This is a genomic window from Thalassotalea marina (genome assembly GCF_014656435.1).
Taxonomy (GTDB): Bacteria; Pseudomonadota; Gammaproteobacteria; order Enterobacterales; family Alteromonadaceae; genus Thalassotalea_C; species Thalassotalea_C marina.
This window is the reverse complement of sequence record NZ_BNCK01000004.1, coordinates 192,483-214,350: the sequence shown is the minus strand read 5'-3', so window position 1 is coordinate 214,350 and position 21,868 is coordinate 192,483. Positions and strand designations below refer to the sequence as shown.

Below are 21,868 nucleotides of genomic sequence, written 5' to 3'. Positions count from 1 at the left end.
GTACTATGAAAAATCTATTTATTTTAGTTTTATCGATCCTAACTTTTAACTGTTATGCAAATCAGGTTTCTGTAGATGAAAATATAAAAGCCATTAAAAGCTATATAGAAACATTGCATCAACAAGATAAATTCAGTGGCGTGGTATTAATCACCAAAGACGATAACATTGTTTTAAAAGAGTCCTACGGATATGCACACATAGGTTTAAGTGTCGCCAATAAACCATCGACCAAGTTTTCATTTGCATCAATAGGTAAAACCTTTACTGCCATCGCGATATTGCAACTTTTGGAACAAAAAAAGTTATCCTTGAGTGATACGGTTGGAAAATTTCTGCCAAATTATCCAAATGAGGTGGTGAGAAACTCAGTTACGATTCAACAATTGTTAAATCACACTAGCGGTATCCCTAACTATATGACCGCCAAGTATTATGAATCTTCTAAAGATCTCTATCGAAATATCGACGATTTAGCTTCGCTTTATCAAAATGAGCCATTAAATTTTACCCCAGGCGCTAAGTTTTCCTACACAAATTCTGGTTATGTTATCTTAGGTTTAATCATCGAAAAACTATCGGGTGAACAGTATGATGATTATATTAAATCCCATATATTTGACGTGGCAGGAATAGTTAATACAGGAAATTTTGACCGCGACCATCCTGTGGCCGACGCGGCGCAAGGCTATACATTATCAGATATCAAGCCAAATAATTGGAGAATTAACACCTTACTCGGTTCAGTTAAAGGTGGTCCGGCAGGTGGTGGTTTTACAACAGTAGATGATTTAAATGCATTTGTTAAAGCACTGTTAAGCCACAAATTGTTAAGCAAAGACACCTTACCGATATTACTAAATCGAACAAGTCCCGAAGCGTCATATGGCAATGGTATGCAATTTTTTGAATCTAATGGCCATCAAATCTTTGGTCACAGTGGAGGGCATTTTGGCGTTGGAACAGAGTGGAGTGTATATAAAGATTTAGGTTATAAAGTGTTTCTCTTAACCAATCGAGATGCCGAGCAAGGTTTTTACGATGTGCGCTATTTTATTCGTAAACAACTCACAGGTAGTACACCATTTATAGAAAGCTATTTGTTTACAAATGAAGTTATCGATGTTGCGTTGAATAAAGGCTTTTCAAGTGCAAAAGAGTTGGTCAATAAAGGTGATATCAAACTATTTGAAAGCACTATTAACTATAAAGGTTATCAATTGCTAAGCCAGAAAAAGTTTCAACTTGCGATTGAGATGTTTAACTTTCAGGTCATGTATTTTAGCGATTCGTTTGATGCCTATGACTCGTTAGCTGAAGCCTATATGGAAGCAGGTCAAATAGATTTAGCGATAAAAAACTATCAACATAGTTTAAAACTTAATCCTCAAAATAAAAATGCGATAGATCAATTGGAAAAACTTAAAAAGCGTTAAAACACAGTATTTAACTAAGAAACGTAAACTTTCATTGTAAATCGTGCTCAATCAACAACTGAATGAGCACTTCTCCCTTCAAAACAACTAAACGTACTTGCTATAAATTTTGATGCTTGTTGTCGGTACAACGTTTAGTTTGCAATTTGTTTTTACATTTGTCTTAATGAGAAACATAAATATAAATAGTTAAATACGTTACTAAATTCAGTACATTACTCATTACATTTTGGACGTTGCCCTTGAGTCAGGAAAACACTCTTTCTTATTATAAAGACTGCTACAAACAAGACTGCGCAGATCTTAATTTATGGAATATTAATAAGCTTAAAAAAGAAGATCGCCTAGTGTTGCAAGGTAAAGATGAACTTGGCTCCGGTTTTCTCCCGCGTTTACCCATCCCTTTAGAGTTTGCCGAGCAAATAGCAAAACGTGTTGAAATGTATCAACGAGAACGTGTCTTAATTTACGCTAGGTTTATTATCGTTGGAAAATTAGAAATTAAAGGTGAAGTCAAGCAAGTGGTTTCACCCATTCTTTTTAATGAGGCAGTGCTCGAACAAGACGATGATAATTATTATTTTTCTGTAGCTGAGCAAGCTCCAGAGATAAACGAGTCTTTACTTCAAGTGTTAATGCCTGAAGAAAACAACTTACCAGATCAATTAACTCATACGGAAATAAATTCACCTTCCTTTTGGACATCTTGGCTTAAAAATAGTCCGTTAGAGCTTAACTTGTTAGATTTGCTCAATTATCCCGAATTAGTGCAAAGCGAAGAAATATCTAAAGCTTTACGTAAAAAAGTACCATCGTTACTTCCTGCATCAATGCTGGCTTTTATTGAGCGTTCCACGAGTAGCAGGGGGGTACTGCATGAGTTAGATGAAATTATTAAATCTAATCATTTATCGCCACCTTTAAGTGGTTTATTTGGAACAGAGCAGATTACGAGTGCAAATAGTGAATTAAAATATGATTATTTGCCTGGCTTATTGTCTACGCCACAAAAAAAACTTATTTCAATTGCTGCTAATGCAAGTTTAGGATGTGCTTCTGGTCCTCCAGGAACGGGAAAAAGCTATACTATAGCTGCAATGGCTGCTGAGCATATGTCTAGAGGACAATCAGTACTTATTGTCGCGCATACTGATGCTGCGTTAGATGTTATTGCAAGTAAGTTAGAAGACAATTTTAACTTGGGTGAAATATCTATTCGTGCCGGCCAAAAGGAATTTCTTCGCAAGCTAAAAACATACATTGCTGATTTGCTCGCGGGGTATTTAACTGAAGGGCAGTCACCTGATCCTAAATTGTGTGAATCTGAGTTGCAAAAGCTCAACCACATTCTTACTCAATTAGAAAAACGATTCACCAAATTTTGCCAAAAAGCCATTGTAAGGGGACAAAAACTTAAGTCACTCGAGGACAGGCAATCAAAATGGGTGCGACGAATATACCTTGCGCTAGTAGGCAGAGGTATACAGCAACTTAGTCATCAATGGACTGCATTAAATGAGGTCAATACTCGACATTTGGAAAGAGAAAAGCTTGCCAGTAATTACCTCAGTGCACTGAAAAATAAAAATCTAACAACCTTAGTTAAAAATCAACGAAGTTCGCTGCAAGCATTTAATCAAGCCATTCGTAGTCGAACATCAAAAAGACAATTTGAGTTATTTGATAACATAGAATATTCAGCACTTTTATCTGCTTTTCCTGTTTGGCTTGTAAGTTTAAATACTCTACATCGAGTGTTACCACTGAATGCGGAAATGTTTGATTTGCTCATTATTGATGAAGCAACTCAATGCAATATTACCAGTTGTATTCCAGCTTTTTATCGAGCCAAACGCGCAATGGTTGTTGGTGATACTAAGCAACTAAAACATTACTCATTTTTAGCTAAAAGCAAAGAAGCGAAGATCATGAGTCAATATGATCTTTCTGCAGATGCGAAGGGAGTTGTTAGTTATCGCGATAATTCTATTTTAGATCTAACGTTAAATGCTTTAACTAGTAATGAGCAACTAGCACTACTTGATGAACATTTTCGCAGTAAGCCAGAACTTATTCATTTTAGTAACAACCGTTTTTATCAAAACAAACTTAAAATAATGCAGCATAGGCCCTGTACAAGTAGCGGGCATTTATTTGTAGAACGTGTAAATGGTGAGCGAGACAAGGTGGGCATAAACCACGAAGAAGCAACACAAGTTATAGAGGCGATAAAAACACAAATTAAAGACGACCAAATGTCAGGAATATGTCATAGCATTGGAGTGATCTCACCATTTCGTCACCAAGCTGAACATATAGCAAAAGAAGTAGAGTTAAATTTTACTGAATCAGAAATTGCACACCATAACATTCGCGTTTCAACGCCATTTGGCTTTCAAGGTGAAGAAAGAGACATAATGTTAATTTCATTTTCAATTGATGACCAGGCAAAACGCGCTGCCGTTTATCTTAACAAAGAAGATGTATTTAACGTTACGATTACGCGAGCTAGGCAAAAACAAATTTTGTTTGTCTCAATTAATGAAGCTGAACTACCAGAGCACAATTTGCTGCGCAGATATTTAGCGTCAATTAGCGAGTTTGAAGCATCACATGCCATAACATCAGAAATTACCGAATTTCAGCAAAATGTTATGTCATCATTAAATGAAATTGGGATACAGACCTGGCCTGGTTATACCATAGCGGGTACAGAGATAGATATTCTTTGCCGAGTTGAACATAGGTATTTAGCCATTGATTTAATCGGCTATCCTGGTCCTTGGCAAGATTTTTTTGAATTGAATACCTACAAATTATTTAAACGGGCTGGTATCGATGTGTTACCAATAAGTTATGGATTATGGAAGATTGATAAAGCCATTTGTATTGAAAAAATTCAAAGTAAACTGGGTGTTACAATAAGTAGTACTTCCGTTTAAGCGAAATAATCTTTAATAAAGTTTTTAAACAGAACGTTTTTCTGCAAATTAAAGTTACTTTTATAATGCACCAAATAAAGTGGTTTAGTCGGTAACTTTTCTTGCTGGCATACTTGTACAAAGGTTTGCTGTTCAAGTTCATCTTGTATCGAAATATCTAGAAGTAATCCAATCCCCAAGTGTTGAGTTACACCTTGATATACCGCTTCAATATCATCAAATTTATGAGCAGGTAGCTTTTCGGGATTAATAGTTCGTTCGCTAAAAAACGTTTTTAATGCAATTGAACTTTTAAAAGTATTCATTAAAAGCAGTTTAGAATGTTCAAGTTTGTCAAAGTAAGCAGGGGGGTTATATTTATCAAAATATGGTTTGCTTGTAACAGCAAGCAGTCTCGTATTTGTTAAATGATGAGCAATAATATGGGGTGAGTTTTTCAATTCACCTAGACAAAAAGCAAAATCTACCTGATTGTCGACTAAGTCAATGACTTCATCAGTAGTTTGAATATTAAAAGAAATATTTGGATGAATATTAGAAAAATCAGATAGAGCGTTAAAAATTGACGATCGGAGCAGTGCTTTAGACAAACTAATCGTAATAACCCCGCATACCTTATTTTTAGTCGATTTTAAATCAGCTTCTACATTTGCAATGTCCGCTAAAATTCTTTTACATTCAGGGTAAAAAGATTCGCCTGTCTCTGTTAAAACAAGCTGTTTACTAGTGCGGTTAAATAATGCGACTTGCAATTCCTGTTCAAGTTTAAACAATCTTTTGCTTATTGCTGGAGCCGAAATATTGAGTTGTAGAGACGCTGTTTTTACACTGCCAGTTTCAACAACTAACACAAATGCTTTGTAATTAATTAAATCTGTCATGTTTAAATTTTAATTCAAATGAGTCACTAATTTTACATTAGTTAATTAATTATTAGTTAATCAAAGATAAACTATAAGTAACTGTACGTTAAGTTAAGCATTATTCAAAATATTAATTTTTAAATCAGCGAGAAACTTATTTTGATCACACTTGCAAAAATAGAACACAGATTTCAAACAAACATAGAGTATTTTTTTAACTACGTTACAGATATGGAGAACTACGCCAATTGGTTTCCTGATGTTTATCGAGTTGAAGCAACAGATAAAGCTATTAAAAATTCTGTAGGAAAGTCCTATGTTGAAAAATTAAAACTAAATGGAATTTCGACTGATTTGTTAATTAAAGTCGTTCGCTATGAAAAGAATAAATTGTTCATTACTCACGGAGACTTAGCGCCCATTTTGCCTATGATGAAAATGGAGTTTACAGAGCAGGGCGACGACGTATTGTTTGAATTAAGCTATTTTTCAAGAAACGTTGACTTATCCTCTGAAACAAATCTGATAAACACGCTCAGTACAGATATTCAACAGCGAGCAATTAAAAGCATTGAACAATTAAAACAAATTATATCGAATAACTAAAAAGGTAATGCTCTTGCCGCTTTCTTTTTAGCAATATCAGCACGGCGATCGTAGTTTTTAGTTGTTTCTACCGATGAATGACCCATAAGATCTTGTACAACAAAAACATCTTCGCCGTTTTCTAACAGCTTTGTCGCAAATGTTCGCCTTAAATCGTGCGGCGTTAAACGTTTTAGCCCGGCTTCTTGGTAACGTCTAATGATAATGTCATATACAGTTTGCCCAGAAATTGGTTCATTGATCAATCTATTTCCTTTGCGAGCCCTTTGAAATAAAGGACCTGGCTCGACACCACGCTCTAATAACCATACGTCGAGGATCTCAAGGATCCTGTTGTGAAGGGCGTTTACACGTTCTTTGTTACCTTTACCTAAAACACGCAACGTTGCATCTTCTAAATCGAGATCTGATAACAATAAATTTGCAGCTTCATGTCGGCGTAAACCTGCACCATATACCAGTGCAATAACGGCTGCGTCACGCATTGCAATAACACCGTCTTGCATCATGCAATAGTCAATCAATTGATTGAGTTCACTTAACTCTAAAGCTCGGCCTTTAACACTGCGCGAACCTTTAATGCGTTTAATTTCTTTAATGTGCTGATATGCTTCTACGTCAATGTTCTTTTTGCGCCAAGCTTCTTTAGCAACACCTTTAAGTGCACTGAGATAAACATTGATTGTCGCTGGAGATTTTTTTTCTTTCTGTAAGTCCGATACCAACATGAGAATTTGTTCGTAATGCAACTTAGACCAATCAACGTCGCGATGTGATTTCTTTTTTTGAAGTTTATAAGCAACAACGTTAAGCAACGACTCCATAGTGACACGGCTTTGTTCAGATTGCAGTGATAACAAATAAATGTCTGAAGCACATTTGTTGGAAAACATAATTTTTAAATTTACCTTTGTGTTTTTAACGCTACGTAAAATCTACTTAAGTGGCACAATCAAATGTAAGAAATAATAACGAAACCCGATCACCAATTTATAAATACAAAACGTAATAGCGAAGAATGGCTAAATTAATATTACTTTAAAAAACTAAAATCCTTGGCCTTAAAACAACAGCTAAAAGTGGTAACGCTACGTGAAAAATAGAAGCACTTTGGCTACCATGACAGGTAGAATTCGCGTAGCGTCACGTAAAATAATAGCTTTAAATCATTGAAAGCCATATATAATAGTGCTTTCAGGGTGTTTTACTGTATTTTAAATGATACTAGTTAAATCGACTTAAATACTAGCAAGTGCGCTAAAACACCAAAATTAAACGTAATAAGGCCAAATGTAGCATGATATCTAATTACTTGTACACATAATCTTTTAAAATCGTGATTTTAATAAGTAATAAATATAGCTAAACTAGTAAGGCTGTTGGTTTAAGTTGCCTTAATGTTTGTAAAACGTTGTTTTTCTATGCTTGAAACGAATTGTATTTGCCCACTTGTAAAAGCTGCTAATCATTAGCAGCCCTCGAACAAGCACTTTGCATTTGGGATCTGTTGTAGTCGTTATAGTTCTTTTGATACTGTGAGCGCCAATACTGGCAAGTTTCATCGTTAGTTCTTCTAATTGAATTAATTCTGTTTCGCTCTTCTTTATTTAGTTCTCTAATTTGTTTTATTTGCTCTAGACTTTGTTTTTGTATCTGCAAGGCTGTTTTACTGAAATCATTTGGTTGCTGATAGATGACCGGAGTTACTTTTTCTTGTTTAGTTACCAGTAAATACTTTTCAAAAAAATGATAGCTAAGTAGCGACAAAAATATAGAAATGAATATAGTTAAACCCACTTTTAAATAGTTTAACTCAATCACTTTAAAATCCTTCTTAAAATAGACTTTAAGCACAGTACAATTTTGCGTTGTCGTCTGCAAGCTTTGCTGGTTTCGGTAAGATTGGCCACAATCCACGAAAAAATATATTTTATTGCCTATTTATGTGAACAACTGAGAATTACTAATAACAAACCCCGTATCGCGCTATATATTATTAACTGGTATCAGTTATCTTTTTTAATTGTTTTAACAGTAAATACAAGTGCCCTATTTTTTACTAATTAAAGCAATAAGTTCAATTAATAAAACTAAACATACATCGTGTGTCGAATTTTACAAAAAGCAGATTTTTAAACATTGGGCTTTATTGGTTGGTCTTTGTATTTAAAAGGCTACACATTACTTTTATTACTATTAAACGTCCTTGTTTCTACACGTAAACGCCGATTTTGTATCATTATCAACCGAAAAAATACTAACGATTTTGTTTGCTCAAACCTTATTATCATTACTGGCTAGAACATAATTTGACCTTGCATCACAGTTAATTAACAGGCATAAACTGTTTGTAAGTTATTATAAAAGCTGTGAAAAATTTTAAAGTTAATCAAATTACAACAATTAGAAAGAATCAACATTATGCTTAAAACAATAAAACTAGCAGCACTGTCATTGGCTATTATGACCAATACCTCAAACGCTGCGGATAACCAGCTAAGTGAACAAGAGCAACAAGCCGGTTGGGAATTGCTGTTTAACGGCAAAGACATGTCTCAATGGCGAAATTATAAAAGTGAGCAATTAAATAAGAAATGGCAAATAGATAATAATACCATGTCACTAACCGCGCGTGGCGGTGGTGATATTCTTACTAAAAAAGCCTATAAAAATTTTGAATTACAACTTGAATGGAAAATTTCCTCTGCGGGTAATAGTGGTATTTTTGTGCTTGTAGATGAGCTAGGGCAAGCCATTTATTCCCACGCACCAGAAGTACAAATTTTGGATAACGAACGTCATTCTGATAATAAAGTAGACTCTCATTTATCGGGCTCTTTGTATGATTTAGTCTCCTCTCCTAAAGCCTCTCATAAACCTGCAGAGCAGTGGAATCAAGTGACAATTAAACTTGTTGATGGTCATTTACAAGTTTGGCAAAACGGCGTATCCACTGCGAGTATTGTTATTGGCAGCACTACTTGGAACAATTTAGTTAAGAGTAGTAAGTTTGCGACTTGGCAAGGCTTTGCGCAAGGAAAATCGGGCCATATTGGCTTGCAAGACCATGGCGATAAAGTCTGGTTTAAAAATATAAAAATAAGAGAGCTATGATCATGAGTAACTTTAAACATCAGGTATTAATAGTTGGCTCTGGCGCGGGTGGCGGTATGGCAGCGTATACACTTGCCAAAGCAGGTCATAAAGTACTTATGTTAGAAGCTGGCCGTGACTATGATCCTAAAACTGAATCTTCAATGTTCAAAAGTAATAGTGAAGCACCTTTGATGGGCACGAGTACCAGTGATAAAAACTTTGGTTTTTATGATGCTACCGTTGATGGTGGCTGGCAAGTACCCAATGAGCCGTATACGACTGGTAAAGATTCAACTTTCTATTGGTGGCGAGCTCGTATGCTTGGTGGCCGTACAAATCACTGGGGACGCTATTCTTTACGTTTTAGTGAACATGACTTTAAAGGTAAAACACGCGATGGATTGGGTGCTGATTGGCCTTTTGAATATAAAGATCTAGCGCCCTGGTATGATAAAACAGAAGAAATAGTCGGAATCTGTGGCACCAATACCGGTCTAGACGACATGCCTCCTTCATCTGAAGGCATTTTACAGCCGCCCCCTACTCCACGTGTACCTGAGCTTTTAGTTGCAGCAGCCGCGAAAAAACACAATATTCCAGTTGTGCCAATGCACCGAGCCGTTTTAACTCGTCCGAAAGATGATCGTGCTGCTTGTTTTTATGCGACACCATGTGGTCATGGCTGTTCTATAGGTGCTGCATTCCAAACAACTACTTCGCTTATTCCAATGGCTAAAGCTACAGGTAACCTTAAAGTCATTACGAATGCGATGGTTAAATCGGTAGCCACTGATGATAATGGCAAGGTTACGGGCGTAACGTATGTTGATAAAAAATCAAAACAAGAACATAACTTAACCGCAAGAGTAGTAATTTTAGCAGCAAGTGCATGTGAGTCAGCTCGCTTATTACTTAACTCCAAAGGTAAACATCACCCTAACGGCCTTGCCAACTCAAGTGGTCAAGTTGGTCGAAACCTAATGGACACAACTGGTGCATGGCTAAGCGGTTTGGTGCCTGCCCTAAAAGGTCGTCCTCGCTATAATGAAGACGGTCATACTGGCAATCATTTATTTATTCCTTGGTGGGGACATAAAGCCCACGCGAACGGTGAACTTGATTTCCCCAGAGGCTATCATTTTGAAATTAGTAGTGGCTTTGGCCAGCCTGGTGCAGGTGTTTCAGGCAATGTGCAAGGCTACGGCACAAAAGCAAAACAAATTGTTAAGGAGCATTATGGTGCATATGTGGGTTTTGCATTGCGTGGTGAAATGCTACCTAACAAACATTCTTACATGGAAATAGACGATAAAGTGACAGACCAATGGGGTATTCCTGTTGCCAAGTTTCACTTTAAATGGTCTGAACATGAATTAAAGCAAATTGAACACGGGTTAAAAACAGCCAAGCAAATACTTGAAACCATGGGCGCTGAAGTTGGCGAGTTGCCACCTGCTGAAAAAGCAATTTCCAGAGGCGGTGAAATTATCCATGAAGTTGGCACCACGCGTATGGGTAGTTCACCAAAAGACTCCGTGACAAACCAATGGGGTCAAACATGGGATTGCAACAACCTATTTGTGATGGATGCAGGTGTTTTTGCATCTAACCCTCACAAAAACTGTACCTTAACCATCATGACCTTGGCAATGCGTAATTCTACTTGGCTAGCAGAGCAATTGGATAAGGGAGAAATTTAACATGTCGACAATTAATGACAAATACATGTACCGTTCCGGCATGAGCCGACGCGACTCATTAAAGTGGTTAAGTGCCTTAGCCGTCAGTTCAGCTGCTGTAGCTTCAGTGGGTTTTTCAAGCGACGCATATGCTGACAAATCCACTGTTGGCCACTGGCCAGACTTAAAACTAAAGCCTATTACGGGTAAAGGTTACGGTACCGATCCCAACTTGATCATTCCTCCTGAGTCTCCATGGCCGCTAACTTTGACTACAGAGCAATTAACACTAGTTGCTATATTGTCTGATATCATTGTGCCTCGTGAAGGTGATGTGCCCTCAGCAACGGAAGTTGATGTTCCAGCGGTTATTAATGAATGGGTCAGCGCGCCCTATTCTGGTCAACAACGAGATCGTAGTACTATTTTACATGCTCTTGCTTGGATTGACGACGAAGCAACACAAAGATTTAACAAAATTTTTGCGAAATTAAACACAAATGAACAAATAGCCATTATTGATGATATTGCGTATCGAACGCCTACCACTCCAGAAGAGTTTCAACAAATAGCTAAAGCATTTGCTCGTTTTAGAAATCTAGTTATGGCGGCATTTTTCTGTTCACCTGCGGGCATGAAAGATATAGGTTATATGGGGAATGTGCCAATTGCAGGTGATTACCCAGGGCCAGATAAACCAGCACAACAGCATTTAGATAACATTCTAGCCGAATTGGGGCTAACGGAATTTGCATATAAAGCTTAATAACGTTTAATCGCGTAATTTATTGTAATAAAAACAGCATTTGTCTATTTCTATAGCTAATGCTGTTTTTTTTATATGTTTTTTGTGGTGCTAAAGAGCTGTTGAAAGGCCTGGAATTTGATGCCAATAACCATTGGAATGATGAGTTTCGCTATATAGCGAATTTCCCTGTTTTAGCTGAGAAATAATGTGAAATGCTTCTTCACTTTCAGGTAATACCCTCATAATATCGACTAAACCTTGCATGTTTTGTTGTTCGCCACTTAAGTTGTAACAATAACCCGACATTGTTTGTATGCCATTTAACACAAATAAAGACTCTCCTTCTTGACTCTGTGTCAGCCGACCATTTGGGTAATTAATACAGCATAATTGGCAGTCGTCCTTGGGGCGATTTTCTGAGCGTGCTGTAAAACAACGAGCTGAAAAAGCTAAAGGTAAATGGCCAAAACTTGTTACTTCTATTTCAAATTTATGCCTAATGTTAGTCTTTTCACACTGATAAACGATATTCTTGAGACGATCACGCGATAGTTCCACGGGAATACACCACCTTACCATTCCTTGCTCCGTCAACAGTTTAAGTGCGTGATGGTTGTATAAATTCAACGCACTGCCAGCAACAAAAGGTAGCTTTCGCTCAGTTAACAATTGAATTGCTGAGATATCATTGGCTTCAACTAAAAAGTCGCCGTTATCACAATACTTTTTTAATTCGTTTAATTCAGAAGGAGCCTCCAACAACACCATGGTAGAAAGTACTACTTGTTTGTTGGCTTTAGTTAACTCGTTTGCAATGTATAAATAGTCTTTTAACCGCATTTCTCTCCTTTTACTGCATACGGACTCGCCGAGATAAACAATATCTACGTCAGAATCTATCGCAGATTGATAAAAGGATTCAACAGTTTGTTTTGGCCAAAAATATTGGATGTTACCCAGTGAATATTTCATCTTAACCTCTATTGCCATTGTTTATGGTAAGCACCCAAAGTTGTTTGATTACCCTCTGAAAGTGAAGCTAAGGTATGTTGCCATTGGGGATTAACGGTAAATTCTTGCTTCTTTTTTAAACATGCATCTATCGCTTGGCGCCAGGTTTGAGTTACTTCCCTAACATAAGCAGAGCTTCGTTGTCGTCCTTCAATCTTTATCGACGAAACCCCCATATTAATAAGCTGAGGTAAAAGCTCCATTGAGTTTAAGCTCGTTGGCTCTTCAAGTGTGTGATACAAGGTATCGTCAACATTAAAGCGGCCTTTACACAATGTCGGGTAACCTGCAGATTCATTTGCGCTATATCGGTCAATTAAAATGTTGTTTAATCGAGATTCAAGCCCTTGCTCTGTATCTTGCCAACTAACAAACTTTGCCGGAGAACACACGCCATTCATATTTGGAGATTCGCCTGTTAAATAAGATGATAAATGGCAACGCCCTTCTGCCATGATGCACAAACTACCGTAAGCAAACACCTCTAACTCAACTTCAGTACTGCGAGCCAATTGCTTTACTTGATGAATAGACAAGACTCTTGGTAATACCACGCGCTGAATGTTGAAATTTTTAGCATAATAATTGATTGCTTCAGCGTTAGTAGCTGACGCTTGTACTGATAAATGAAGCTCAAGATCTGGATAATGTGTACGAGCGTAATTTAATACAGAAATATCTGCTGCGATTAAAACATTTACGCCAATATCTGCTGCCAAATCAACGGATTCTTTCCAAACCTGCCAATTTTCACTGTTTGCAAATGTGTTAATCGCCAAGTGTAGTTTTTTGTTGTGTTGTTTAACGTAGCTTACTGCTTGCTCAAGTTTTGATTTTGAAAAATTTAAACCAGCAAAATGGCGAGCATTTGTGTCATTTTTAAGGCCGATGTATACAGCATCAGCACCGCTGTCTATGGCGGTTTTTAAAGATGACAAATTACCTGCCGGACATAATAATTCCATTGATAACTCTCCTTGGTTTTTCTTTATTTTGGCTGGAATTATTTTCTTAACAATCCCTCTAACGGAGTACCCCTATTGTACGGAGCATCAAAAACAGTTTGTTGATCTAACGCAAAGCTTCCCTGTAAGCAAACGCCGACAATATACTTATTTATTAAAAGCTTAAATTGAAAGTCAAAGCTGAGTTTAACGCTGAGAGTTGACCACTGATGCTATGCGCTAAGCAACCATTTACATTAAATCTAAAAAGTACACTCTTTTAGATTTTAAGGACTATAAATGAATCGAGTAACAACGTTTTACAATCAACACCTAGGAAAAAAGGTACATGAAAAGTTGCTCATGTTGACACCTCACCTATTCAAACCATTTGACCTTTTACCAGCCTCTTTGACTGAACATCTGATAAGCGTAATGCTTAACAAAATATTTTTACCAGCGATAAATGAAGATGAGCTAAGCTTTGTAGCGGGTAACTGGCTTGAGTTAACCATCACAGATGCCGATTTTTGTTGTTACATTACACTTGTTGAAGGTATCGACGATTCATATTTACAAGTAGAAATCGAATTGCCTAAGGCGATTAATAAAGCTGACGTAGTATTTCATGCCGACAGCCAAAGCTTACTGTTATTAGCAAGTAAAAAGGTTGATCCTGATACGTTATTTTTCAAGCGTAAGCTACTAGTTACCGGGAATACTGAGCTTGGACTAGCAATCAAAAATTTTATTGATGACTATCAGGTTTTTGATGCATTTTCAGAACCTGTGCAAAGGATTATAAAGAGGTTTCAAAAACAATGGTCCCAAATAAATGCTTAATAATTTAAACAAGAGTACTAAACCAAATAAAGCAATTTCGGCCTATTAAACTCGATATTACTTTATTTGCATTAAGACTTAAAAACTTGTTTTTTTATTAAGGGTTCAGGTGGTAGTAGCGACGACCGTGCTCTGCTCTTCTTCCTTGACTATAAGCCGATACTCTCTTTAAGTACCCTATTACACGTGTGCCATAATCTATATTGTTAGAATGGCATGCTGAGCACCTATGTAAAGTACGTTTATCTATATGCTGACAATCGTTACATAACGTGATCTTTACATTGATACAAAAGTAGTTGCAGCCCGTTTTTGCTGCTATGTTTAACAAGTTAAGTGCATTAGCTTCAGTTAGAGACTCTTCCAAATTTAGGTGCAAAGCTGAACCGCCATCTAAATAACGGTTAAAACCTTTACCGTGTAACACAAACTTATCGACATGATTAATATCTTCATCTTCGACTATATAAAAATACGAGTTATAACAATCCCTAGCAACAAGATATCCGTCCTTTTTATCCCAGGCAGCATTTTTTATCCCTAGATTTTCAGCAGGTACAAATTCAGTGTTAAACTGAAAACCAAATAACGCCTTTGCATGCTTATTTGCGTCAAAAATAACTTTTAAATGTTGATCAACAAATGCTCTATAGTCTTCGTTATTGCCAACCTTTATCCCCAAATACTCAGCAGCTTCAACCATGCCATTTATACCTAAAGTTAAAAATTGTTTATCTAGGTGGATAAAGCCAGCATCATATACTGGTAACATACCGCTGGCTTGATAATCTTCCATGATGAGTCGATACGCTACTTGATATTTTTGAATTTTTTCTACTTCAGATAATAAGTCTCTACCGTCTTGTACTAAACGATTCATATTAAGGGTGATCACATTGATAGAGCCAGTTGAAACACCACCTGCGCCAAGCGTATAGGAAAAGGTGTTATCGCTTATTTCATTTCTTAGCCGACAACACGAAGCGAGTGAATCAGCCCGCTCAGATTGATAAACAAAAAAAGAATTACCTTCGCTCATTTGTTTTGCACACATTTGTGCAAATTGCGTATCTTTAACTAAATCTTCTTTTGTTAACATGGCTGCTGTTACAACAGGAAAAGTTAAAATTGATTTTTCCCTTTCTTTATTAAACCACGATAAAAAATACTGTTGTAAACGACTAACACTTTGCCAGTTAGGTCTAGTAGTATCTGGAAAAACAAAGTGTTCAAACAAAGATTCAAAGTAAAATTGGTCGTAAATGGAAATATTCCAAAAAACACTTTGATAACCCCTTGCCGCCGCAGGTTGATTAAGGGCGTAAACAACATGCTGTAAATGGTTGTCAACTTCGGCCGAGTGACAGGTTAGATAATCGTCTCCCAATTCGTTGCGTGCAAAATAGTCGAAATAGGTAAGAAACTCGACAGTGGCTATTGCTCCAGCAAACTGAGCACTGATAGCAAAAACCAAATTTACAAAACTACCACAAAAAGAAGCTAAATGTTTAGGCGCTTTTGACTCCCCGCCAAGCGAAGTTAAGCCTTCAAGCAAAAATGGATACAAAGAAATAGATGCACAATAGGGCTTTAGACTAGTTTCGTCATGAACATATATCTCGTGAGTTTCAATTTGTCTTATATATTCGTCTGCTAATTCAGCTGAAAATAACTCGCTGATCTTTTCACATACTTGTGCCCTATTTACCTGTATAAAGTAATCCTTCATTAATTCAGCTTCTAAAGTTGCAATGTTTTTATGAGTAACATTGGCGTTTGCATCCATCCTTGAGCCATCTGCAGCATTACTTGCTTTCATATAATGCCTTATAAAGAGCTTTTTTGATGTAAGTTGTTCAGTTGTTAATCGTTGCATAATATTGCCTCTTATTGTTGGTTTGGACTTTGAAACTTAAAATTTAAACATTTGCCACTGTTAAGATCGTAAAAACGTTGATTGGTATTTTTATCTGTTAAGCCGCCCCTTTTGCGTTGCCAAGGGCCGACTTTTACAAAATCTAATAAGGTTAAGATTTGTACTGGAACTTGTTCTAACCCAGAATATAGACAAGTTTTGAGTTTAAAATCTTTGGCAATTAACAGCTTTTCAATAAGTGCTGGGCTGGCCCATTCACCGCCAAAAAACACAACACAATTGATGAAGGAATGGTATCTATTTAGATAGCTTATATATGAGCTTTTTGTTAGTGGTTTACCTTTTAGTTTGTTCCAAGAATCAGTGCTGTGACATCCTTTGCAACGAAGTGGGCAGCCTGTAATTAAAAAAGCCAGTGATACATGATCTGGTACTTCTTGAAAAACGATTTTTGGAGGTAAGGTATTAAACATAAAATCTATATATTGTGTTTTAGGTATGGTTAAGACACAATATATAGTGGTTTTGATGTTTTTTATATACCACTTAAAGAGTACGCAATATATGCAATAGTCCTATTTGTTAAACGGTTAATTTTTGGTACTTGAAGTAGCTTTAAGATATTCAGTTTTTTATAACCGAGCTAATGAGCCCTCGGTTTTGACTACCGATTGTTTATGAAATGGAATAATAAAGAGGTTGTAATTCGGTGTTTAAGTAAGTTACATACAGCCACCGCAGCTACTGCAACGCCAATCTTGAGCATTTACCGCTAAATAGAAATACTCAAAATATAAAGGTTCAGTGGGAATTTGGTGCTGCTCAAATACCTCGACCAGCCATTCAATATTAATGTCTAACCATGATTCAAATGGCTCTCCTTCAATAAAATCATCATCATCTTCAAATAAATAACTAAAGTTGCCCCTTGTTCCCATATCCTTTTCTACATAAGGTCTTGGTATAACAAGCGGTAAATCTAAATACGTTATTTCCCAATGACCTAAGCATAACGTGTGCCCTTGTGCTGACCACTTTGCTGTGAAAGGATTACGGTCCATATTGTCAAACAGTTGACCCTACTAAAGACGTATCAATAACGGGCCTTGTATGGCGATTGGTCGGTGTAAGCCTAAATGGCACTTCAACTGCATCGATAGCGCTAACGGTAACTTCAAGGTTTTTAATTAATCCATCACATATGGAATATATCCATCCATGTATAGATAGTGATTGACTACGTTGCCACGCATGCTGAATGGTTTTGATTTTTGTTAAATTTTTAACCTGTTCAATGACGTTTAGCTCACAAAGTCGATTAACTTTTTGTTGGCGAAAGCGCAGTTGGTCAATTTCGTCTTGGTGTTTTAAATACACTTCTTTTATATGGCCCAACCAATGATCCACAAAACCATGTTCCTCATTACCTAGTGCTGCTTGAACCCCTCCACAACCATAATGACCACAAACAATAATGTGTTTAACTTTTAAAACCTCTACTGCAAATTGTAAAACTGACAAACAATTAAAGTCGGTCATTTGAATAACGTTGGCAATGTTACGATGTACAAATAACTCGCCAGGTGCTAAACCTACAATATCATTAGCAGGTACTCTTGAGTCAGAGCAGCCAATCCATAAGTAATCTGGGTGTTGCTGTGCAGCTAAACGGTGAAAAAATTCGGGATCATTTGTAATGTTACGGTTCGACCAAAATTCATTATTGGTCAATAACTGATTGATATCACACATACTACTATTAACTCCTGTTCCGCTGAATTATTGCATCAACGGCGAACGGTCAAAATCAAAATTAAAACCCACTATTTCAGCGTCATTTATTAAATTTTGGATGTACTGCGCGATTGTTTTACGCTCAACCTTTTCATTTAAATAGTCACAAATCCTTTGTTTTACATAGTCAAACGGTAAATCTGAGCCTGCTATTTTTCTGTCGACGTAAACGATGTGAAAGCCATAACGTGACTCTATCGGATAGTTGATTAACCCAGTATTAGCTTTAAATAGTTGGCGCTCAAACTCAGGCGCTGTTTGTCCTTGACTTACTTGTCCCAAACTACCCTTCGTACTTTTTGATGGGCAAGCTGAATGACGTTGAACTGCATCATCAAAAGAAATTTCACCTTTTTTAAGTTGAATAACCAGTTGTTGAGCGATTTCTTTTATTTGTATTCGTTCTGAAACATTCTCCGGCGGTGATGCAAGCAGTATATGCCTGACTTCAAGCAATGGAGAGGTGCGAAATTTAATTTTGTTTTGTTGATAAAATCTTAAACATTCATTCTCAGATGCTGCCGGTGTTTGATGTTCAAAACTGACTAGACGCTGCACCATTTCGTGTTCATTAACATTTTCTATTTCAGTTTTTTTGTAAACACCTTTAGCTAATGCTTGCTGTTTAACAAGTTCATTAACAATCAAGTATTGGGCAGCCTTTACCATACTTTCACGTTTGCTTTGTGCGCTATGGTACTGCATTTCGGCTAGTACTTGCTGTTCACTTATTTCTACGCCGTTAACCTTAATTTCTGGAACTTCTGGGGGGAAGTTAAGTTTGCGTTGAGCTTCTTTAAGTTCGTCTTCTACTTCAGTAAAATCACCATGATTAACAGCTGGGTTATTTACTACTAAATCTTCTTCTCCACATTGGTGAGCTATACTGGCGTCAAATTGTGGGGCTGCATTGATTATTTCCATGATTTTTCCTCGAAAATAAAGCGATGAATTAAGCGATATAAAAGTCGCTATTAATTCTTTCGACAGTTAATAGCGACTATAACAAAGCTCTACTTAGGCATTATTTAGCTCGTACTACTTGGTAATTTCGGCGCATATACTTAACTGGCACGCTCCAAATATGCACTAATCGGCTAAACGGAAATAGTACAAATAATGTCATACCTAAAAAGATATGTAGTTTGTAGATAAATCCTACTGTACTTAGCGATTGAGCAGCGTGTGTCATGTCAAAGGTGACGATATTTTGCGCCCAACTCATCATTTTAAGCATTTCGCTACCATCTAAGTGACTGAATGAAAATAGAATGCTAATAAGTCCTAGCACCAACTGTATGAAAATTAATACTAAAATAAGAATATCCATGGTAGAGCTAGTTGCACGTACACGAGGATTGTTTAATCGGCGATTTAGCAAGATAACTATGCCATATAAACAAATTAACCCAAAAAAGCCGCCTGCTCCCATAGCAATCAGTTGCTTGGTTGCTGGTGTTACGCCAAGTACATCCCAAACTTGATGAGGTGTTAGTAAGCCAACAAAATGACCAGCTAATACCGCAATAATGCCGATATGAAATGCCATGGAGCCTTTTTGGATGCCTTTGCTTTCCAACATTTGGCTTGAACCTGTTTTCCAAGTGTATTGCTCTCGGTCATAGCGCAACATGCTACCGAAAATAAATATAGTTAATGCAATATATGGATATAAACCAAATAACAGGGTATTTAAGTAGTCCATGATTATTTACCTCCAGGAATAGTTGTCGCTTGGCTAGCCTCTTTAGCTATGGTTTCTGCGATAACTGCATCCATCATTTGAATAGGAACTTCTTGTGTTCGACTTTGTGACGCTGATGGGCGATTAACAGTACTTGGGCAGGTATCGTTGTTTTGATCTGGCCCAAATTTAACCATTTCTTCTTCCCAGACTTTATCAATTGCTTCCTTGGTGTCATCGCGTTTTTCACCTTGGACTTGTTGTGCAAGATCCGCGTAATCTATGTCAGCTTGCGCTAAGTTAACTAGCGCACTAAAGAGCACTGCATAGTCGCTATCACGCTGTTCTAGCCTGACTTTTAATAAAGCAAAAATATGGGCTACATCTTGTAACCAACTGATCGCATTGTCAGTCCCTTGGGTAGAAACGAACTCTAAGAATAGCGGAATGTAGTCTGGTAACTCACGCACACCAATATCTAAACCGGCCGCTTTGTATTGATTTAATAGGTCGATCATTGCCTGCCCACGATCACGGCTTTCGCCGTGAATGTGTTCAAATAATAATAAAGACAGTGAACGTCCTCGTTCAAAAAGCGCATCGTATTCAGATTGCCAATCTAAGATATCCATGGCACATCTATCATCAAAAAACTTGATCAAGTTATGCTTATCATCGCTACACAGCGAATTATCGTTAGCTATCGCTTGAACTACATCTTCTGCAACAGCAACAAGTGCTTGATTGGGGTAATCAATTAATCGAGATAGTGTCATTAAAATTTGCATATTAAAAACCTCCTACTCCATCGGATCTATCATGCTAACAGGGATCACTTGACGTTGTGTTTGTGATTTACCACCAAACAAGTTTGTCCCTGTCGACCCCGTTGCACAACCATTGCCAAAGCTAAAACCACAACCTGATTTATCATTAAAAGCGTTATCTGTTTGTACTTTATGGCTAGTTGGAATAACAAAACGATCTTCGTAGTTAGCAATGGCCATGGTGTGATACATGTCTTCAATTTGCATTTTAGATAAACCAACTTGCTCCAGCACTTTGCTATCTTCTACCTGATCAACCTGTTGTGAACGTTTATATGCGCGCATTGCTAACATACGTTCAAGAGCATGGATAACGGGCTTTTCATCACCTGCTGTTAACAAGTTAGCTAAATACTTCATTGGTATACGAAGTGATTTTAAGTCAGGGATAACACCATTTTGACCTACATGGCCTGATTCAATCGCTGTTTGAACAGGACTTAGAGGAGGCACATACCACACCATGGGTAAGGTGCGGTATTCTGGATGAAGTGGTAATGCCACTTTCCATTCCATTGCCATTTTATAAACAGGCGACTGCACAGCGGCGTCTAACCAGGCCTGCGGAATGCCTTCTTTAAGCGCAGCCGCCTGAACAGCTTCATCATTAGGGTCTAAGAAAATATCGCATTGGGCTTGATATAAATCTTCTTCGTTAGGCACTGACGCCGCTTCTTCAATGCGATCTGCATCATAAAGCATTACACCTAGATAACGAATTCTACCTACACAAGTTTCTGAACAAACTGTTGGTTGTCCCGCTTCAATGCGTGGATAACAAAAAATACATTTTTCTGATTTACCCGTTTTCCAGTTGTAGTAGATCTTTTTGTATGGGCATCCAGAAACACACATACGCCATCCACGACATTTGTCTTGATCAATTAATACAATACCGTCTTCTTCACGTTTATAGATTGCACCACTTGGACAACTTGCGACACACGCTGGGTTTAAACAGTGTTCACATAAACGTGGCAGATACATCATAAAGGTCTTTTCAAACTGACCATAAATGTCGGCTTGAACATGATCAAAGTTTTTATCTGCTTTCCGATGTTTAAACTCAGTACCTAAAATTTCTTCCCAGTTAGGTCCCCAGTTAATTTTTTCCATACGCTGACCAGAGATCAAGGATCTTGGACGGGCAACAGGTTGATGTTTTGATTCGCCCGCTTTATGCAGGTGCTGATAATCAAAATCAAATGGTTCGTAATAATCATCTATTTCAGGTAAATCTGGGTTTGCGAAGATATTAGCTAAAATTCGACGTTTACCCCCTTGTTTGGGTTCAAGTTTACCTGCTGAATTACGTACCCAGCCGCCATTCCATTTTTCTTGGTTTTCCCACTCTTTTGGATAACCTACACCTGGTTTACTTTCAACATTGTTAAACCAAGCGTACTCAACACCTTCACGAGATGTCCAAACATTTTTACAAGTAACTGAACAAGTATGACAACCTATACATTTGTCTAAGTTCAGCACCATACCTATTTGCGCTCTAACTTTCATAGTG

The 21,868-nt window shown here is 37.2% G+C and carries 20 protein-coding genes; 7 read left to right on the top strand and 13 right to left on the bottom strand.

Annotated elements, in window-relative coordinates; translation table 11 throughout:
- Window positions 1-5 precede the first annotated feature (5 nt).
- A complete protein-coding gene (locus tag IE199_RS10185; RefSeq protein ID WP_189769965.1) occupies window positions 6-1,436 on the top strand; it encodes a serine hydrolase domain-containing protein in 1,431 nt (476 codons plus the stop codon).
- 242 nt (window positions 1,437-1,678) lie between these two features.
- Window positions 1,679-4,378 (top strand): AAA domain-containing protein, encoded by a 2,700-nt coding sequence (locus tag IE199_RS10180; RefSeq protein ID WP_229854652.1) that lies wholly within the window; start codon window positions 1,679-1,681, stop codon window positions 4,376-4,378.
- Here IE199_RS10180 and IE199_RS10175 read toward each other — a convergent pair.
- Entirely contained in the window at window positions 4,375-5,259 is an 885-nt protein-coding gene (locus IE199_RS10175) for a LysR family transcriptional regulator (protein WP_189769961.1), read from the bottom strand. The two genes, IE199_RS10180 and IE199_RS10175, sit on opposite strands and share 4 nt — an antisense overlap.
- 141 nt (window positions 5,260-5,400) lie before the next feature.
- Here IE199_RS10175 and IE199_RS10170 point away from each other — a divergent pair, with 141 nt between their 5' ends.
- Window positions 5,401-5,847 (top strand): SRPBCC family protein, encoded by a 447-nt coding sequence (locus IE199_RS10170; protein WP_189769959.1) that lies wholly within the window; start codon window positions 5,401-5,403, stop codon window positions 5,845-5,847.
- Here the strand turns inward: IE199_RS10170 and IE199_RS10165 are convergent.
- Together IE199_RS10165 and IE199_RS10160 are read right to left on the bottom strand one after the other, a co-directional pair.
- The gene (locus tag IE199_RS10165) at window positions 5,844-6,740 is read right to left on the bottom strand and encodes a tyrosine-type recombinase/integrase (RefSeq protein WP_189769957.1); all 897 of its coding nucleotides are present in this window, start codon (window positions 6,738-6,740) and stop codon (window positions 5,844-5,846) included. The two genes, IE199_RS10170 and IE199_RS10165, sit on opposite strands and share 4 nt — an antisense overlap.
- Before the next feature lie 568 nt (window positions 6,741-7,308).
- A complete protein-coding gene (locus IE199_RS10160; RefSeq protein WP_189769955.1) occupies window positions 7,309-7,668 on the bottom strand; it encodes a hypothetical protein in 360 nt (119 codons plus the stop codon).
- Between the two features lie 600 nt (window positions 7,669-8,268).
- Here IE199_RS10160 and IE199_RS10155 point away from each other — a divergent pair.
- Genes IE199_RS10155 through IE199_RS10145 form a run of 3 tightly spaced genes read left to right on the top strand, consistent with a single transcriptional unit; the run spans window position 8,269 to window position 11,388 of the window.
- Window positions 8,269-8,961, top strand: coding sequence for a 3-keto-disaccharide hydrolase (locus IE199_RS10155; protein ID WP_189769953.1), 693 nt, complete (start codon window positions 8,269-8,271; stop codon window positions 8,959-8,961).
- Between the two features lie 2 nt (window positions 8,962-8,963).
- On the top strand, window positions 8,964-10,643 hold the full coding sequence (locus tag IE199_RS10150; RefSeq protein ID WP_189769951.1) for a GMC family oxidoreductase: 1,680 nt from the start codon (window positions 8,964-8,966) through the stop codon (window positions 10,641-10,643).
- Window position 10,644: 1 nt separating this feature from the next.
- Entirely contained in the window at window positions 10,645-11,388 is a 744-nt protein-coding gene (locus tag IE199_RS10145; protein ID WP_189769949.1) for a gluconate 2-dehydrogenase subunit 3 family protein, read from the top strand.
- Between the two features lie 90 nt (window positions 11,389-11,478).
- On the opposite strand, the gene IE199_RS10140 is transcribed toward IE199_RS10145, so the two are convergent.
- Together IE199_RS10140 and ubiU are read right to left on the bottom strand one after the other, a co-directional pair.
- On the bottom strand, window positions 11,479-12,342 hold the full coding sequence (locus IE199_RS10140) for a U32 family peptidase (RefSeq protein WP_189769947.1): 864 nt from the start codon (window positions 12,340-12,342) through the stop codon (window positions 11,479-11,481).
- Window positions 12,343-12,350: 8 nt separating this feature from the next.
- Window positions 12,351-13,346, bottom strand: a complete 996-nt coding sequence (gene ubiU, locus IE199_RS10135) for a ubiquinone anaerobic biosynthesis protein UbiU (RefSeq protein ID WP_189769945.1) — start codon at window positions 13,344-13,346, stop codon at window positions 12,351-12,353.
- A gap of 279 nt (window positions 13,347-13,625) precedes the next feature.
- Here ubiU and ubiT point away from each other — a divergent pair, with 279 nt between their 5' ends.
- Complete coding sequence (gene ubiT / locus IE199_RS10130) at window positions 13,626-14,168, top strand: ubiquinone anaerobic biosynthesis accessory factor UbiT (RefSeq protein WP_189769943.1); 543 nt, start codon at window positions 13,626-13,628, stop codon at window positions 14,166-14,168.
- 97 nt (window positions 14,169-14,265) lie between these two features.
- Here ubiT and nrdD read toward each other — a convergent pair whose 3' ends face one another.
- The 8 genes from nrdD to narH all read right to left on the bottom strand — a co-directional run bounded on the left by nrdD (window position 14,266) and on the right by narH (window position 21,864).
- Entirely contained in the window at window positions 14,266-16,044 is a 1,779-nt protein-coding gene (gene nrdD / locus IE199_RS10125) for an anaerobic ribonucleoside-triphosphate reductase (protein ID WP_189769941.1), read from the bottom strand.
- 11 nt (window positions 16,045-16,055) lie between these two features.
- Entirely contained in the window at window positions 16,056-16,517 is a 462-nt protein-coding gene (gene nrdG, locus IE199_RS10120) for an anaerobic ribonucleoside-triphosphate reductase activating protein (RefSeq protein WP_189769939.1), read from the bottom strand.
- A 249-nt stretch (window positions 16,518-16,766) separates the two neighbouring features.
- On the bottom strand, window positions 16,767-17,105 hold the full coding sequence (locus IE199_RS10115) for a PM0253 family protein (RefSeq protein WP_189769937.1): 339 nt from the start codon (window positions 17,103-17,105) through the stop codon (window positions 16,767-16,769).
- A 4-nt stretch (window positions 17,106-17,109) separates the two neighbouring features.
- Window positions 17,110-17,796, bottom strand: a complete 687-nt coding sequence (gene can, locus IE199_RS10110) for a carbonate dehydratase (RefSeq protein ID WP_189769935.1) — start codon at window positions 17,794-17,796, stop codon at window positions 17,110-17,112.
- 27 nt (window positions 17,797-17,823) lie between these two features.
- Entirely contained in the window at window positions 17,824-18,762 is a 939-nt protein-coding gene (locus tag IE199_RS10105; RefSeq protein ID WP_229854650.1) for a peptidylprolyl isomerase, read from the bottom strand.
- 100 nt (window positions 18,763-18,862) lie between these two features.
- Window positions 18,863-19,543, bottom strand: coding sequence for a respiratory nitrate reductase subunit gamma (gene narI, locus IE199_RS10100; protein ID WP_189769933.1), 681 nt, complete (start codon window positions 19,541-19,543; stop codon window positions 18,863-18,865).
- Window positions 19,544-19,545: 2 nt separating this feature from the next.
- A complete protein-coding gene (gene narJ / locus IE199_RS10095) occupies window positions 19,546-20,310 on the bottom strand; it encodes a nitrate reductase molybdenum cofactor assembly chaperone (RefSeq protein ID WP_189769931.1) in 765 nt (254 codons plus the stop codon).
- Between the two features lie 12 nt (window positions 20,311-20,322).
- The gene (gene narH / locus IE199_RS10090; RefSeq protein WP_189769929.1) at window positions 20,323-21,864 is read right to left on the bottom strand and encodes a nitrate reductase subunit beta; all 1,542 of its coding nucleotides are present in this window, start codon (window positions 21,862-21,864) and stop codon (window positions 20,323-20,325) included.
- Window positions 21,865-21,868: the final 4 nt, after the last annotated feature.

Coding starts and splice junctions, on each gene's coding strand:
- IE199_RS10185 (WP_189769965.1), top strand. CDS start 6: ATGAAAAATCTATTTATTTTAGTTTTATCGATCCTAACTTTTAACTGT.
- IE199_RS10175 (WP_189769961.1), bottom strand. CDS start 5,259: ATGACAGATTTAATTAATTACAAAGCATTTGTGTTAGTTGTTGAAACT.
- IE199_RS10165 (WP_189769957.1), bottom strand. CDS start 6,740: ATGTTTTCCAACAAATGTGCTTCAGACATTTATTTGTTATCACTGCAA.
- IE199_RS10155 (WP_189769953.1), top strand. CDS start 8,269: ATGCTTAAAACAATAAAACTAGCAGCACTGTCATTGGCTATTATGACC.
- IE199_RS10150 (WP_189769951.1), top strand. CDS start 8,964: ATGAGTAACTTTAAACATCAGGTATTAATAGTTGGCTCTGGCGCGGGT.
- IE199_RS10145 (WP_189769949.1), top strand. CDS start 10,645: ATGTCGACAATTAATGACAAATACATGTACCGTTCCGGCATGAGCCGA.
- IE199_RS10140 (WP_189769947.1), bottom strand. CDS start 12,342: ATGAAATATTCACTGGGTAACATCCAATATTTTTGGCCAAAACAAACT.
- ubiU (WP_189769945.1), bottom strand. CDS start 13,346: ATGGAATTATTATGTCCGGCAGGTAATTTGTCATCTTTAAAAACCGCC.
- ubiT (WP_189769943.1), top strand. CDS start 13,626: ATGAATCGAGTAACAACGTTTTACAATCAACACCTAGGAAAAAAGGTA.
- nrdD (WP_189769941.1), bottom strand. CDS start 16,044: ATGCAACGATTAACAACTGAACAACTTACATCAAAAAAGCTCTTTATA.
- nrdG (WP_189769939.1), bottom strand. CDS start 16,517: ATGTTTAATACCTTACCTCCAAAAATCGTTTTTCAAGAAGTACCAGAT.
- IE199_RS10115 (WP_189769937.1), bottom strand. CDS start 17,105: ATGGACCGTAATCCTTTCACAGCAAAGTGGTCAGCACAAGGGCACACG.
- can (WP_189769935.1), bottom strand. CDS start 17,796: ATGTGTGATATCAATCAGTTATTGACCAATAATGAATTTTGGTCGAAC.
- IE199_RS10105 (WP_229854650.1), bottom strand. CDS start 18,762: ATGGAAATAATCAATGCAGCCCCACAATTTGACGCCAGTATAGCTCAC.
- narI (WP_189769933.1), bottom strand. CDS start 19,543: ATGGACTACTTAAATACCCTGTTATTTGGTTTATATCCATATATTGCA.
- narJ (WP_189769931.1), bottom strand. CDS start 20,310: ATGCAAATTTTAATGACACTATCTCGATTAATTGATTACCCCAATCAA.
- narH (WP_189769929.1), bottom strand. CDS start 21,864: ATGAAAGTTAGAGCGCAAATAGGTATGGTGCTGAACTTAGACAAATGT.